The 13411-nt window shown below is 70.8% G+C and carries 12 protein-coding genes; 7 read left to right on the top strand and 5 right to left on the bottom strand.

What is annotated here, in order from left to right:
• Nucleotides 1-216: 216 nt before the first annotated feature.
• Nucleotides 217-405 carry a YbdD/YjiX family protein gene (locus ACIRDU_RS18660; protein WP_403580683.1) on the bottom strand — a complete coding sequence of 63 codons (189 nt, stop codon included), beginning with the start codon at nt 403-405 and terminating at the stop codon, nt 217-219.
• On the bottom strand, nt 402-2555 hold the full coding sequence (locus ACIRDU_RS18655) for a carbon starvation CstA family protein (RefSeq protein WP_403580680.1): 2154 nt from the start codon (nt 2553-2555) through the stop codon (nt 402-404). The genes ACIRDU_RS18660 and ACIRDU_RS18655 overlap by 4 nt, the downstream gene beginning before the upstream one ends.
• A 226-nt stretch (nt 2556-2781) precedes the next feature.
• On the opposite strand from ACIRDU_RS18655, the gene ACIRDU_RS18650 reads away from it, so the two are divergent.
• The 3 genes from ACIRDU_RS18650 to ACIRDU_RS18640 are packed head-to-tail and all read left to right on the top strand — an operon-like array spanning nt 2782 to nt 5155.
• Complete coding sequence (locus ACIRDU_RS18650; protein WP_403580677.1) at nt 2782-4323, top strand: sodium:solute symporter; 1542 nt, start codon at nt 2782-2784, stop codon at nt 4321-4323.
• Nucleotides 4320-4886, top strand: a complete 567-nt coding sequence (locus tag ACIRDU_RS18645) for a sigma-70 family RNA polymerase sigma factor (RefSeq protein WP_403580674.1) — start codon at nt 4320-4322, stop codon at nt 4884-4886. The genes ACIRDU_RS18650 and ACIRDU_RS18645 overlap by 4 nt, the downstream gene beginning before the upstream one ends.
• Nucleotides 4883-5155, top strand: a complete 273-nt coding sequence (locus ACIRDU_RS18640; protein WP_403580671.1) for a hypothetical protein — start codon at nt 4883-4885, stop codon at nt 5153-5155. The genes ACIRDU_RS18645 and ACIRDU_RS18640 overlap by 4 nt, the downstream gene beginning before the upstream one ends.
• Here the strand turns inward: ACIRDU_RS18640 and ACIRDU_RS18635 are convergent.
• Nucleotides 5137-5757, bottom strand: a complete 621-nt coding sequence (locus ACIRDU_RS18635; protein ID WP_403580668.1) for a dihydrofolate reductase family protein — start codon at nt 5755-5757, stop codon at nt 5137-5139. The genes ACIRDU_RS18640 and ACIRDU_RS18635 overlap by 19 nt on opposite strands.
• A 133-nt stretch (nt 5758-5890) precedes the next feature.
• On the opposite strand from ACIRDU_RS18635, the gene ACIRDU_RS18630 reads away from it, so the two are divergent.
• Nucleotides 5891-6550, top strand: a complete 660-nt coding sequence (locus tag ACIRDU_RS18630) for a 1,4-alpha-glucan branching protein (RefSeq protein WP_403580665.1) — start codon at nt 5891-5893, stop codon at nt 6548-6550.
• 12 nt (nt 6551-6562) lie between these two features.
• On the opposite strand, the gene ACIRDU_RS18625 is transcribed toward ACIRDU_RS18630, so the two are convergent.
• Nucleotides 6563-7507 carry a helix-turn-helix domain-containing protein gene (locus ACIRDU_RS18625; RefSeq protein ID WP_403580662.1) on the bottom strand — a complete coding sequence of 315 codons (945 nt, stop codon included), beginning with the start codon at nt 7505-7507 and terminating at the stop codon, nt 6563-6565.
• A 102-nt stretch (nt 7508-7609) separates the two neighbouring features.
• Between ACIRDU_RS18625 and ACIRDU_RS18620 the strand changes: the two genes are divergently transcribed.
• A complete protein-coding gene (locus ACIRDU_RS18620; RefSeq protein ID WP_403580659.1) occupies nt 7610-8641 on the top strand; it encodes a saccharopine dehydrogenase family protein in 1032 nt (343 codons plus the stop codon).
• A gap of 50 nt (nt 8642-8691) precedes the next feature.
• Here the strand turns inward: ACIRDU_RS18620 and ACIRDU_RS18615 are convergent, their stop codons facing one another.
• Nucleotides 8692-9861 (bottom strand): ROK family transcriptional regulator, encoded by a 1170-nt coding sequence (locus ACIRDU_RS18615; protein ID WP_403580656.1) that lies wholly within the window; start codon nt 9859-9861, stop codon nt 8692-8694.
• A gap of 706 nt (nt 9862-10567) precedes the next feature.
• Here ACIRDU_RS18615 and ACIRDU_RS18610 point away from each other — a divergent pair.
• Nucleotides 10568-11845: an NAD(P)/FAD-dependent oxidoreductase gene (locus ACIRDU_RS18610; protein WP_403580654.1), complete on the top strand. Its 1278-nt coding sequence runs from the start codon at nt 10568-10570 to the stop codon at nt 11843-11845.
• Nucleotides 11846-11894: 49 nt separating this feature from the next.
• A partial coding sequence (locus tag ACIRDU_RS18605) for an FAD-binding oxidoreductase (RefSeq protein WP_403580651.1) occupies nt 11895-13411 on the top strand: 1517 nt, incomplete at its 3' end.

Genomic DNA, 13411 nt, shown 5'->3' with positions numbered 1-13411 from the left:
GGCTTCCTGGAGCGGCGGGAGCGTCGGGCCGGTGCGCCGACGCGACGCACCGAGCGATCGTGGACGTGCTGGTGATTCCCGAGCGGGCCAGGTTCCAGGTCATCACCGAGCACGACGCGGCCCATGTCATCGCCCTCGACGCCGGACCGGTCCTTCGGATACGGGCGTGCCCAGTACACGGAAGGTCTGCCGGCCCTTCCCGGGCGCTGGCGACGTTCAACAGCAGCGGCTGTGCGTGCTCGTCTCCTGGTGCCGGGTGCGGAGCACCTGGTATTCGCGGCGGGTCGGCACCGGGGCGAGCGGGTGGTGGCGCCGGTGCCGTGCGCAGTGGCGGTCGTACTCGGCCTCTCCGGTCAGCTCGCGCAGGTACCAGCGCACGGCCCGTGCCCAGCGCCGGATCCTCACGAGCGGGCTCCGGCCAGGGGTTCGACGGTCCGGCCGGGTGCGTCGATGCGGGACTCGACGTACGGGGCCTCGGTGGTCGGCAGGGGCGTCGCGGACCGTATCGCCCGCACGCAGACCACCGCCGCGTTGCCGATCACCACGGCGACCAGGAGCAGGAAGAGGGCGATGAGGACGCCGTCGACGGTGGAGTTGGTGACCACGGTGTGCATGTCGGCGGTCGTCTTGGCGGGGGCGAGGATCTGACCGGCGTCCAGGGCGTCGGCGTAGTGGGCCCGTTGGGCGAAGAAGCCGATCTTCGGGTCGGCGGAGAAGATCTTCTGCCAGCCGGCGGTGAAGGTGATCGCGGTGACCCAGGCCAGGGGAACGCCCGTGACCCAGGCCCAGCGCAGCCGCCCGGACTTGATGAGGACGGTGGTGCAGACGGCGAGGGCGATGGCGGCGAGCAACTGGTTGGCGATGCCGAAGAGCGGGAAGAGCTGGTTGATTCCGCCGAGCGGGTCGGTGGCGCCGGTGTGGAGGAAGTAGCCCCAGGCGGCGACGACCAGGCCGCTGCACAGCCAGATGCCGGGCTTCCAGTTGACCCGGCCGAGCGGCTTGAAGACGTTGCCGAGCATGTCCTGGAGCATGAAGCGTCCGACCCGGGTGCCGGCGTCCACCGTGGTCAGGATGAACAGCGCCTCGAACATGATCGCGAAGTGATACCAGAAGGCCTTCATGGCCGATCCGCCGAAGACTCCGGAGAAGATCTCCGACATGCCGACCGCCAAGGTCGGGGCGCCGCCGGAGCGGGCGATCAGGGTCTGCTCCTCGACCGCCTTCGCGGCCTGGGTGAGCTGGTCGGGGGTGATGGTGAAGCCCAGGCCCGCCACCGCGTGGGAAGCGGACTCGGCGGTCGCGCCGAGCAGACCCGCCGGTGCGTTCATCGCGTAGTACAGGCCCGGCTCCAGGGTCGCCGCCGCGATCAGCGCCATGATCGCGACGAACGACTCCATCAGCATGGCGCCATAGCCGATCAGCCGGACCTGGGACTCCTTCTGGATCAGCTTCGGGGTCGTTCCGGAGGAGACCAGGGCGTGGAAGCCGGACAGCGCGCCGCAGGCGATCGTGATGAAGAGGAAGGGGAACAGCGACCCCGCGAAGACCGGGCCCGCTCCCGACGTCGCGAAGTCGCTCACCGCGTCCGCCCTGAGCACGGGCGCGGCCACGATCACCCCGACCGCGAGCAGTGCGATCGTGCCGATCTTCATGAAGGTGGAGAGGTAATCGCGCGGAGCCAGCAGCATCCACACCGGCAGCACGGAGGCGACGAAGCCGTAGCCGATCAGGCAGAAGACGAGGGTGGTGGGGCTGAGGGTGAAGGTGCCGGCCAGGGAGGAGTTCTGCACCCAGCTGCCGCCGACGATCGCCAGGAGCAGCAGCGCCACGCCGATCAGGCTGGTCTCGACGACCCGGCCGGGACGGATCCGGTGCATCCAGAAGCCCATGAAGAGGGCGATGGGCACCGTCATCGCGACGGAGAACGTGCCCCACGGGGAGTGGGCCAGCGCGTTCACCACCACCAACGCGAGCACACCCAGCAGGATGATCATGATGGCGAAGACCGCGATCAGGGCCGCCGCCCCACCCGCGCGGCCGATCTCGTCGCGGGCCATCTGCCCGAGCGACTTTCCGTCCCGGCGCATCGACAGGAACAGCACCACCATGTCCTGCACCGCTCCGGCGAAGATGACACCGGCCACGATCCACAGGGTGCCGGGCAGGTAGCCCATCTGTGCCGCGAGTACCGGTCCCACCAGTGGCCCGGCGCCGGCGATGGCGGCGAAGTGGTGGCCGAGCAGCACCCGGCGATCGGTCGGCTGGAAGTCGACGCCGTCCTCCAGACGTTCTGCGGGCGTGGCCCGACCGTCGTCCGGTCGGAGCACCCGGCGGGCGACGAACCGTGCGTAGAAGCGGTAGGCGATGGCGTACGAACCGAGCGCGGCGACCACGAGCCAGACCGCAGAGATCTTCTCGCCCCGGGCCAGCGCGAGGACGCCCCAGGCGACGGCACCGAGCAGGGCGACACCGGTCCACAGGAGGACGGACCGGAGTGACATACGTGACTTCTCAGGTGCGGGGAGGTCGGTTTCGGGCAGGGTGGACGCAGGCATGGCGGCTCCTCATCGGGGCGGGTGCGGGACACCTCGTGACACGAGGTGGCTGGAGATCAGCGACAGCGGCTCTCCCGTTCGCTGCCGGTCTGTGCAAGAGTTGCCCACCCGCCGGAACCGGTTGACAGCGAATTTCCAGAAAGTTTCCCGCCGGTTCCGTGTCCTCCTTTCGGGCCACCCGCGCAACTCTTGCGCGAGGGATCAGGCACACCAAGGACGGTGACCCATGGCCGACGGCACCATGACCGCGACGTTCCTCGCCGTGATCGGCGGAGCGTCGCTGCTCGCCGTCACCGCGCGGCGCCTGCGGCCCAGTGACCGGCTGCCGTCCCTGGAGGGCTGGGCGCTGGCCGACCGCAGCCTGGGCCCGGTGTGGACCTGGTTCCTGCTGGGCGGCACGATCTTCACCGCGTACACCTTCACCGCCGTGCCGGGTCTGGCGTACGGCAGCGGCGCGGCGGCCTTCTTCGCCGTGCCGTACACGGTGATCGTCTGCCCCCTCGCCTTCGTGCTGCTCGGCCGCCTGTGGACCGTGGCCCGCGCCCATGGCTATGTCACCGTCGCCGACTTCGTGCGCGGACGATACGGGTCACCACCCCTCGCCCTGGTCGTCGCGCTGACCGGGATCCTCGCGACCATGCCGTACCTGGCGCTCCAGCTGCTCGGCATCCGGGCCGTGCTGACGGCCGGCGGGGTGTACCCGCGCGGTGCGGCCGGGGACCTGGTGATGGTGGCGCTGTTCGCGGGGCTCGCCGTGGCCACGTACCGGCACGGGCTGCGGGCGCCCACGGTCATCTCGGCGCTGAAGGCGGTGGCCGTCTTCGTGTCGCTCACCGCGGTCACCTGGCTGGTCCTGGAGCGGCTCGGCGGGCCGGGTGCCGTCTTCGACGGAGCGGCCCGGCGGCTCGGCGGCCACGCGCTGGCGCTGACCCCGGACCAGCAGCCCGCCTACGCCACCCTCGCGCTGGGCTCCGCGCTCGCCCTGCTGATGTACCCGCACGTGCTGACCGCGGGGTTCGCCGCCGACGGGCCACGCACCCTGCGCAAGGTCTCGGTGGCGCTGCCCGCCTGGACGGGGCTGCTCGCGCTCTTCGGGGTCCTCGGCTTCGCGGCGCTCGCGGCCGGGGTGCGGGCGCCCGAGGGCGGGGCCGAGGCGGCCGTGCCGATGCTGGTCGACCGGCTGATGCCGGGGCCGCTGGCCGGGCTGGTGTTCGGCGCGATCACCGTCGGAGCGCTGGTCCCGGCGGCGGTGATGTCGATCGCGGCCGCCACGAGTTTTGTGCGCAATGTGTACGTCGAGTACGTGCATCCGACGGCCACGCCCAAACGGCAGGTCCGCATCGCCAAGGCCGTCTCCCTCATCGCGAAGGCGGGGGCGGTCGCGTTCGTCTTCGGGCTGCGGGACCAGGACGCGATCAACCTCCAGCTGCTCGGCGGGGTCTGGATCCTGCAGATCTTCCCGGCCGTCGCCGTCGGCCTGTTCACCGGGCGGCTGCATCCTCGGGCCCTGCTCGCCGGGTGGGGCGTGGGCATGGTGGCCGGGACCTTCCTGGTCGTGCGCGAGGGGTTCTCCTCCATCGTGCGCCTCGGTTTCGGGCCGCTCGAGGTCTACGCCGGGCTCGCCGCCCTCCTGCTCAACCTGACCGTCGCGGTGGCCGGCACCGCCGTACTCGAACGTGTCGGTGTCCCGCGCGGCGCCGACCTGACCGATCTGCCGTCCCGCCTGACCGTCAGGCGGCGCCCGGAGACGGGAGCGAACCAGCCGTGAGACGCAGACACCCGATACCGGTGCCGGAGCCGCACGTCGAGGCACTGACGCCCGCGCCTGCCGACCCGGCGGAGCTGGAGCGCGAGGCCGGACTGGCCCGGCTCTTCGCGCTGCACTACGCCTCGATGCTGCGCCTGGCCGTGCTGCTGGGCGCGGACGACCCGGAGAACGTGGTGGCCGAGGCGTACTACCAGATCTACCGGAAGTGGCGGCGTCTGAGGGACACCGAGGCAGCGGAGGCGTATCTGCGCTCCACGGTGTGCAATCTGACCCGGATGCGGATCCGCCATCTGCAGGTCGCCCGCAAGCACGTGGAGAACCCGCCCGAGGAGACCGTCGTGTCCGCCGAGAGCGCGGCGCTGCTCCGCGACGACCAGCGTGTCCTGATCGACGCGTTGCAGCAACTGCCGGCCCGGCAGCGCGAGGCGCTCGTGCTGCGGCACTGGCTCGGACTGAAGGAGGGCGAGATCGCGGCCGCGATGGGCATCTCCTCCGGTTCGGTGAAGACGCACACCGCCCGCGGCCTCGCCGCGCTGACCCAGGTGATGGAGGCCCGGCGATGAACCACACCGACCCGGACCGCACGGAGCGGGAGCTGACCGAGGCCCTGGCCGCCCTCGCCGACGGGGTGCGGGCCGCGCCGGACGCCTACCGCACGGCCCGCGGCGAGTGGCTGCGCCGCGAACGCCGTCGCCGCCTCGTCCTCGCCGTTCTCATCACCGTCGTGTTCGCGCTGGCCACGTTGATCGGCCTGTGGGTGCTGAACGAGGCACCGTCACATCCGGGAGTGATCTTCTCGGGCCTTCCGGGCCCTCAGGGCAGCACGCGGTAGGTCAGGTGCGTGACCCGGCTCGCCGCCCGCGACGTCACCTGCTCCAGTCTCAGCGGCGGGACGCCCTCGAACAGCCGCGTGCCGGCGCCGAGCGTGAGCGGCACGATGTGCAGGCGCAGCTCGTCGATCAGACCGGCGGCGAGGTACTGGTTGAGGGTGGTCGCACCGCCGAGGACGGTGACGTCGTCGTCGCCGGCCGCCGCACGTGCCTGGGCCAGGGCCGACGCGATACCGTCGGTGACGAAGTGGTACGTGGTGCCGCCGTCCATCGGCTGCGGCTCGCGCGCGTGGTGGGTGAGCACGAACACCGGCGCGTGGAACGGCGGATCGCCACCCCACCAGCCGTTCCACGGCCGATCCCACTCGCCGCGCACCGGGCCGAACATGTTGCGCCCCATGATGAACGCACCGGCCGTGTTCAGCCGGTCGATCTCGGCCCGGTTCTCATCGGGTGTCTCGAACATCCAGGCGTGCAGCCCGGCGCCCGAGCCGTCACCGCCGTCGTCTCCGAACGGGCGTTGCTCGGTCTGGTCGAGTCCGGCCGCGTACCCGTCGGCCGAGATCGTGATGTCGCAGACCACCCTGCCCACCGGCATGGTCATGGCCCTCTCCTCCTCATGGCGTTCGGGGATCCAAAACTACGCGCCGGACACCCGCCCCGAGCGCTCTGCCAGGCGACGCGCGGATGCGACAGTGTGATCGCCCGCACGGACGCAATGGAAGGGAATCTTCGGCATGGCCGTCATCCACAACACCACCCTTACGCCGACCAAGCTGGAACTGCTCACTTCCTGGCTGCCCTCCCGTCCGTGGTACCGCGGTGGCGCCGCGGAACCCGAGCCGGCCAAGGCCGGCGGCTTCCGGCTCGACGATCCGCGGGGCGAGGTGGGGATCGAGTTCATCGTGGTCACCGACACCTGCGGCCCTCAGCCGACCACGTATCTGGTGCCTCTCACCTATCGCGGTGCCCCTCTCGAAGGGGCGGAGCACGCCCTCGTCGGCACGATGGAGCACGGCGTGCTGGGGCGGCGCTGGGCCTATGACGGCTGTCACGACGCCGTGCTGGTCGACCAGTTGGTGGCTCTGATCCAGGGGCGGGTGCAGGCCCAGGACCAGAACCACAGCGACGTCCCCGACCGAGAGGTGGTCGCCTCCGGTACTGGTGACGTCTCCCTCTTCACGGACTTCACCACCGCCGACGATCAGGAGGGCACCGCACTGACCACGCCGCAGGGCACGACCCTCCGCTTGCACAGGGTCCTGCAGCCCGCTCCGGACGGCTTGTTCGTCCCTCCGCAGGGGGCGATCGGCCATGTCACCGGCTCCTGGCAGACGCCGGACGGCACCCGTGCCCAGGGGGTGTTCGCCGCCCTGCACGGCGCCGACCAGGCGTAGTTTCCTCCGGGATCAGCGCGTCCGCGAGCGGAACGTCCTGCGGTACGCGTCCGGGGGCACGCCGACCGTGCGGTTGAAGTGACGGCGCAGCGTCGTGGCGGTCCCCATGCCGGTGGCCGCCGCGACGGCGTCGACGCTGTCGTCGGTCTTCTCCAGCAGTTCCTGGGCGTGACGGATCCGCTGGGTCAGCAGCCACTGCAGAGGGGTCGTGCCGGTCACCGCTCTGAAGTGGCGGCCCAGGTGACGGGAGCTCATCCCCGCGCGGCGGGCCAGGTCCTCCACGGTCAGCGGCTGGTCGAGCCGTTCGATGATCCACGGAAGCAGCGCGGCGAGCGGGTGGTCGTCCCGGTCGGGGACCGGGGTGGTGACGAACTGGGCCTGTCCGCCTGCCCGGTGCGGTGGTACGACCAGGCGGCGGGCGACGGCGTTGGCGACCGACGAGCCCAGGTCGAGGCGGACGAGGTGCAGGCACAGATCCAGCGCGGCGGCCTTGCCGGCGGAGGTGAGCACGCTGCCGTTGTCCACGTAGAGCACGTCCGGGTCGACCTCCACCCGGGGGTGGCGGTCGGCCAGAGCCTCGGTGTGCGCCCAGTGCGTGGTGGCGCGCCGCCCGTCGAGAAGCCCTGCCGCGGCCAGTACGAAGGCGCCCGTGCACAAGGAGACCACGCGTGCGCCCGCCTCGTGTGCCTCGCGCACCGCGTCGACCAGGTCGGCGGGCGGGTCCTCGTCGATGTCGGCCCAGCCGGGGACGATCACGGTGCCGGCGTGCCGGAGCCGGTCGAGTCCGGCGTCGGGCTCCAGCCGGAACCTGCCGACCCGGACGGCGGCCGGTCCGCAGACGGTGAGGTCGTACCAGGGGACTGTCACCCCGGCCGGGGCGGCGGCGAACACCTCGTGCGCCAGGGACAGTTCGAAGTGCAGCATCCCGTCGGTGGCGGCGAGCGCGACGGTGGTCATGTCCGTAATTGTATGCGGCGTGTCGTTCCGGACACTCACGGTCGGGGGCTCCCCGCCGTCAGGATGGCCGCAGTTGGATCATTCGAGCACAGGGGAGAGCTCATGGGACCGGGTCAGACGGTGACGGTGTTCGGCGCGTACGGGCACACCGGGCGGTTCGTGGTGGCGGAGCTGCTGGGGCGCGGGTTCGTCCCGGTTCTCTCCGGCCGCGACGAGATCAAGCTGAAGAATTTGGCGGCGTCGCACTCCGGGCTCGAGGTCCGGCCGGCGTCGGTCGACGATCCGGACGCGCTCGACCGCGCGCTGGCCGGGGCAGCGGCGGTGGTCAACTGTGCCGGGCCGTTCGCCACGACGGCCGCTCCTGTGATCGAGGCGGCTCTGCGTGCCGGCGTCCCGTATGTCGACGTGGCAGCCGAGATCGAGGCGAACGCGGACACGTTCGCGCACTTCGCGGACCGCGCCCGCGCCGCAGGGGCGGTGATCGTCCCGGCGATGGCCTTCTTCGGCGGACTCGGTGACCTGCTGGCCACCGCGGCGATGGGCGACTGGACCGCGGCCGACGAGGCACACGTCGCCTACGCGCTGAGCGGCTGGCAGCCCACGGACGGGACCCGGGCCGCGGGCGCGGTCTCCCGGCAGCGGCGGGACGGTGCGCGCGTCGTGTACCGGAACGGGCGGCTGGACTACCGCCGGGACGAGGCGACGACGCAACAGTGGCCCTTTCCCGAGCCGCTGGGCTCTCGTGCGGTCATCGGGGAGTTCACGATGGCCGATGTCGTCACCATCCCGAGCCACTTGCCCGTTCCCGACGTCCGCACCTACATGACGGCCGAGGCCGCCCGGGACGTGTCGGCCCCCGACACGCCGACGCCGGCCGCCGTCGACGAGCACGGGCGGTCCGCACAGACCTTCCTCGTCGACGTCGTCGTGCGCTCCGGCGGCACCGAGCGGCGCGCTGTGGCGAGGGGGCAGGACATCTACGCCGTCACGGCGCCGCTCGCGGTGGAGGCGGTGCACCGCATCCTCACCGGACAGACCCGCACGGTCGGCGTCGCCTCCGCCGGCGAGATCTTCGACGCGGCCGACTTCCTCCGTGCGCTGTCCTCGCACCTCTCCGTGGAGCTGCCTCGGTAGGGCCGACGAGCCCTCCGGTGCGCGGTGGTGTGCGTCGCCTTCGGTCCGGCTCAGAAGGCGGGTTCCGCCTGCTCGGCGGGCCGGCTCTGGTGCCGCGCTCCGAGCACGGCGTCCCTCAGCCGTTCCTGAGCCAGCGTCAGGCAGGCGTACACCGCTCCCTGTGCCGTCGACAGACCGATCAGATGCTGCACCGGCCTGATCTCGGGGGCGGCCGGCAGGCTCCGGTCGAGCCGGCCGCGCACCTCGTCAAGCACTTCGTCGACGAGCGGACGCAGCCGGCCCACGAAGTAGACCGACTCCGGGTCCAGCGTCACGGCGACAACGCTGACAGCGGTCACGATCGCCGTGGTGAACGCCTCGAGCACGTCGGCACGCGGAGCCGCGGGGTGCGGCTCGAGCCAGAGGTCCTCGACGCGTTCGAGGTCGAGCCCGCGTTCACGCGCGAACCGGAGAAGGCCCCTGGTGCTCAGCAGCTCGTCGAGGATCTCGTTTCCGGCCCCGGAAGACAGCACACCGATGTCGCCGAAGGTGGGCGTACTCCCCCGGGCAAGCTCGTGATCGGTGCAACTGGCGAAGTTCAGTATGGTGCTCACGTTGAAGAGCGCGGCGTTCCTGATGCTGGCGTCGTTGGTGAGGATCCCGAGCAGGGCCGCATTGGCATCGCTGTCGAGGAGCACCGGGGCGTCGACCAGGTCCTCGATGGCCCGGTGGAGGTCGGAGCCCGCGAAGATCTTCATCGACTCCGCGGGGCCGAAGATCTCCCTGCCGTTGCGGACCCGGCCGGGCACCGCGGCGACGATCTGGCGCAGAGGGCCCTGCGCGGATTCGGCGGCCTGGGCGATCAGATCGACCAGCCATCGTGCGGCGTCCCCGACCTCCTGGTGCTCGGCGGTGGGAACGGCCAGGTTCTGCACCTCGCGGCCCCTGAGGTCGGTCACCAGCACACCGGTGGTCTGCGCGCCGAAGCTGACGCCGACGACATGCCCGGCCGCGCCGGGCAGGTCGAGATAGGTGGACCGGCGGCCGCGGCCGGAGACCTCGTCCATTCCACCGTCGACGACGAAGCCGTCGGCCCGGAGCTCCTCCACCGCTCTGGACACCGTGGCCTTGCTCAGGCCCGTCAGCTCGATGAGCTGGTTCCGGGTCAGCGGCGCATGGGAGAGCACCACGTCGAGGACCGACGCCTTGTTGTAGTCGCGGGGGGTGGGGTTAGAGGTCACGTGATGACCATAGCGAGCCCCGTACGCCGCTCTCGCCGGGACCGGCCTCGGCGTGATGATCGTGGGCTTCGCCGGGGTGACGCGAGGCTGTTCGCGAAGGTTCGGTGTCGTCGCATGCGCGTCCTGAAGGGGGCCGTCATGGCCCTTGCCCCTGTCTCCTGCTGTGCCGGACGGTTCTCGGCTCATTTGTCATGCACTCCGAAGGGTCCCCGAAGCACTCCAGGCAGGATCGCCGCACTGCGGCGCAGGCTGGGAGGCTGGGGGTCGATGACCAACTGACTGTCGGCAGCGAGCATCAATCAGACGGTGGACCCCTGTGCGGTCAGCCGTCGCGACGTAATGACGTCGCAGGACTGATCACCCCTACGCGAGGGCGACTTGACCGCCTGTCGGCGAGCGTACCACTCGCGATCAGCGCCTTTCCGTCCATGCGCGACTGCGCGCACGAGGCATCTCCTCTGCACAAGACGCTGGTCGCCCGCCCACTCGACGTCTACATTGAGCCGCTACATACGGATCCACAGCCTCCGGATCCCCACAGGCTCGCCACGTCCAGAGCACGCCGCCCCGCACTCGCCTCTCCGATCACACCTTCAGTTTCTTGTTTCAGACTGGAACTGGAACTAATAGTGGTAGGGTCTGGGCGCAGCAGCGAGCAGCTTCCGACACCCGAGCGGCCTCGGCACTGGCAGGAGAGAGCAGCGATATGAAGTTCACCCCCTATTGGCTCGACACCGCTCCCCAAGGTCCGGACCGGTCGAGGACGCACATCGGCGGGCGCGTCGACGTGGCGATCATCGGCGCCGGCCTGACCGGCCTCTCGGCGGCACTGCACCTGGCGCGAAAGGGCGCGAACGTACACGTCTTCGAGAAGGACACGGTCGGGTTCGGAGCATCGGGCCGTAACGGCGGCATGGCCACCTTGGGCATGTCGATCGGCTTCCGCTCCGCGATCTCCCGCTACGGGTTCGACACGGCGAAGGCGTACCTGCTGGCCTACCACGACGCGGTCGACACCATCGAGAACCTCGTCAAGGAAGAGAACATCGACTGCGACTTCGCTCGCACGGGCAAGCTGAACCTGGCCTCGAAGCCGGCCCACTTCGACGGCCTGCGCAAGACTCACGAGATCATGTCCGGCAAGCTCGGGATCGAGACCCGCCTGATCCCCAGGAGCGAACTCCACACCGAGGTCGGCTCCGACTGCTACCACGGCGGCATGGTCGACGCGAGGAGCGCGGGGCTGCACGTCGGCAAGTTCACCAAGGGCCTCGCCGAGGCGGCCGCGCGGCTGGGCGTCACCATCCACGAGAAGGCACCGGTCGAGAAGATCGACAGGCTGGGCGGCACGAAGCACAAGCTGGTCACTCCGCGCGGCACCGTCGAGGCCGACCAGGTGCTCGTAGCCACCAGCGGCTACACCAGCAGGCCGTTCCGATGGCACCAGGTCAGGATCGCGCCCGTCGGCAGCTTCATCATCGTGACGGAACCGCTGGGCCAGGACGTCTGCGACATGCTCCTGCCGAACCGGCGGATGGCATCGACGTCCCTGAACCTGCTCAACTACTTCCGGATCACTCCGGACCACCGGCTGCTGTTCGGTGGCCGCGCCCGGTTCGCCGGGTCCAACCAGCAGTCGGACGCGAAGAGCGGGCGCATCCTGCACAAGGCGATGACCGAGGTCTTCCCGCAGCTCGCGAAGACCCGCGTCGACTACTGCTGGGGCGGCCTGGTCGACATGAGCATGGACCGGATGGTGCACGCCGGCGAACAGGACGGGCTGTTCTACTCGCTCGGCTACTCCGGCCACGGCGTCCAGATGGCGACGCACATGGGCAAGCAGATGGCCGAGTACATGAACGGGTCCCAGGGCGCCAACCCGTGGAGCGACCTGCCCTTCAAGCGGATCCCGGGCCACTTCGGCCCGCCCTGGTTCCTGCCCTTCGCAGGCGGCTTCTACAAGTTCATGGACGTCATCAAGTAGGCGTCGGACAGACGCTGAGAGCATGGGTGGTGGACCGATGAGAGCCCCCTTGAGATCCCTTGTCGCACGTCTCGCCGAGCTGGCGCCCGGTCTGCGGGTGGAGACGGGCCCGGGGGCCACCGGCTCCTACGCCTACGACGCTTCCAACTACCGCGTGCCGCCGCGGGCGGTGGTCTTCCCGCGCAGTGCCGACGACGTGGTCGCGGTGGTGCGGGCCTGCCGGGAGGCGGGTGTGCCGGTGACGGCCCGGGGTGGCGGCACGAGCATGGCCGGTAACGCGGTCGGGCCGGGGGTGGTGCTGGACTTCTCCCGGTACATGAACCGGATCCTGGACATCGACGTCGAGGCGCGTACCGCGCGCGTGGAGGCCGGTGTGGTCCTGGATGCGCTGCGGAGTGCGACCGCCCTGCACGGGCTGGATTTCGGACCGGATCCGTCCTCGCACAGCCGCTGCACCCTCGGCGGCATGATCGGTAATGATGCGTGCGGCAACCGGTCGGTGCGCGACGGGCGGACCAGCGGGCATGTCGAGGCCCTGGAGTTCGTGACGGCGGACGGCGTGCGGGCCGTCGCCGACCACGCCGGGCTGCGTGCCGCCGAGCCGGGCGACGCCGAGGCTGTGCGGCGCGTCGCCCGGCTCGAATCCGACCTCAGGCGGCTGGTCGCGGACAACCTGGCGCTGATCCGGACCGAGCTGGGCCGGATCCCGCGTCAGGTCTCCGGCTTCCAGCTGCACCACCTGCTGCCGGAGAACGGGTTCGATCCGGTGCGTGCCCTGGTGGGCACCGAGGGCTCCTGTGCGGTCGTCACCGCGGCGACGGTCCGCCTGGTGGCGACCGCACAGGCATCCACCCTGCTCACGCTCGGCTACGACGATGTGGTCGAGGCGGCCGAGGACGTGCCGGAGATCCTGCGCTGGTCACCCAGCGCGGTCGAGGGCATGGACGAGGCGATCGTCGCCACCATGCGTGCCCGCAGGGGTGCGGATTCGGTGACCGGTCTGCCCGAGGGGCGGGCCTGGCTGTATGTGGAGCTGGAAGGTGATGATCAGGCGGCGGTGAACGCCCGCGCCGCTGAGCTGCTGCAGGTGCTCAAGGCCCGGGGGCGGCTGACCGGCGGGCGGGTCGTGGACAGCCCCGCGGAGCGGCGGTCGTTGTGGCGGGTGCGTGAGGACGGGGCCGGGCTGGCCGCCCGGCTGGTCGACGGCGGGGAGTCCTGGCCCGGCTGGGAGGACGCGGCCGTCGCGCCCGAGAACCTGGCCGCCTACCTGCGTGACTTCCGCAAGCTGCTGGCCTCGCACGAGCTGACCGGTGTGCTGTACGGGCATTTCGGCGCGGGGTGTGTGCATGTGCGGATCGACTTCGACCTGGCGACCCAGGCCGGGCAGGCGGTCATGCGCCGCTTCCTCACCGAGGCCGCCGCCCTGGTCGTCGAGCACGGCGGCACGCTCTCCGGTGAGCACGGTGACGGACGCGCCCGCAGTGAACTGCTCCAGGTCATGTACAGCCACCGCATGATCGCCGCGTTCGCCGCGTTCAAGAAGACCTTCGACCCCGACGGGCTGCT

The organism is Streptomyces sp. NPDC093598 (assembly GCF_044764825.1).
In the GTDB taxonomy this organism is placed as follows: Bacteria; Actinomycetota; Actinomycetes; order Streptomycetales; family Streptomycetaceae; genus Streptomyces.
Note: the sequence above shows the minus strand (reverse complement) of the source record. Positions and strands in the feature narration are given on the sequence as shown.

Excerpts from the sequence above, each read along its gene's own strand:
- ACIRDU_RS18635 (WP_403580668.1), bottom strand. The coding sequence starts at position 5,757 with ATGACCATGCCGGTGGGCAGGGTGGTCTGCGACATCACGATCTCGGCC.
- ACIRDU_RS18640 (WP_403580671.1), top strand. The coding sequence starts at position 4,883 with ATGAACCACACCGACCCGGACCGCACGGAGCGGGAGCTGACCGAGGCC.
- ACIRDU_RS18620 (WP_403580659.1), top strand. The coding sequence starts at position 7,610 with ATGGGACCGGGTCAGACGGTGACGGTGTTCGGCGCGTACGGGCACACC.
- ACIRDU_RS18650 (WP_403580677.1), top strand. The coding sequence starts at position 2,782 with ATGGCCGACGGCACCATGACCGCGACGTTCCTCGCCGTGATCGGCGGA.
- ACIRDU_RS18610 (WP_403580654.1), top strand. The coding sequence starts at position 10,568 with ATGAAGTTCACCCCCTATTGGCTCGACACCGCTCCCCAAGGTCCGGAC.
- ACIRDU_RS18655 (WP_403580680.1), bottom strand. The coding sequence starts at position 2,555 with ATGCCTGCGTCCACCCTGCCCGAAACCGACCTCCCCGCACCTGAGAAG.
- ACIRDU_RS18625 (WP_403580662.1), bottom strand. The coding sequence starts at position 7,507 with ATGACCACCGTCGCGCTCGCCGCCACCGACGGGATGCTGCACTTCGAA.
- ACIRDU_RS18630 (WP_403580665.1), top strand. The coding sequence starts at position 5,891 with ATGGCCGTCATCCACAACACCACCCTTACGCCGACCAAGCTGGAACTG.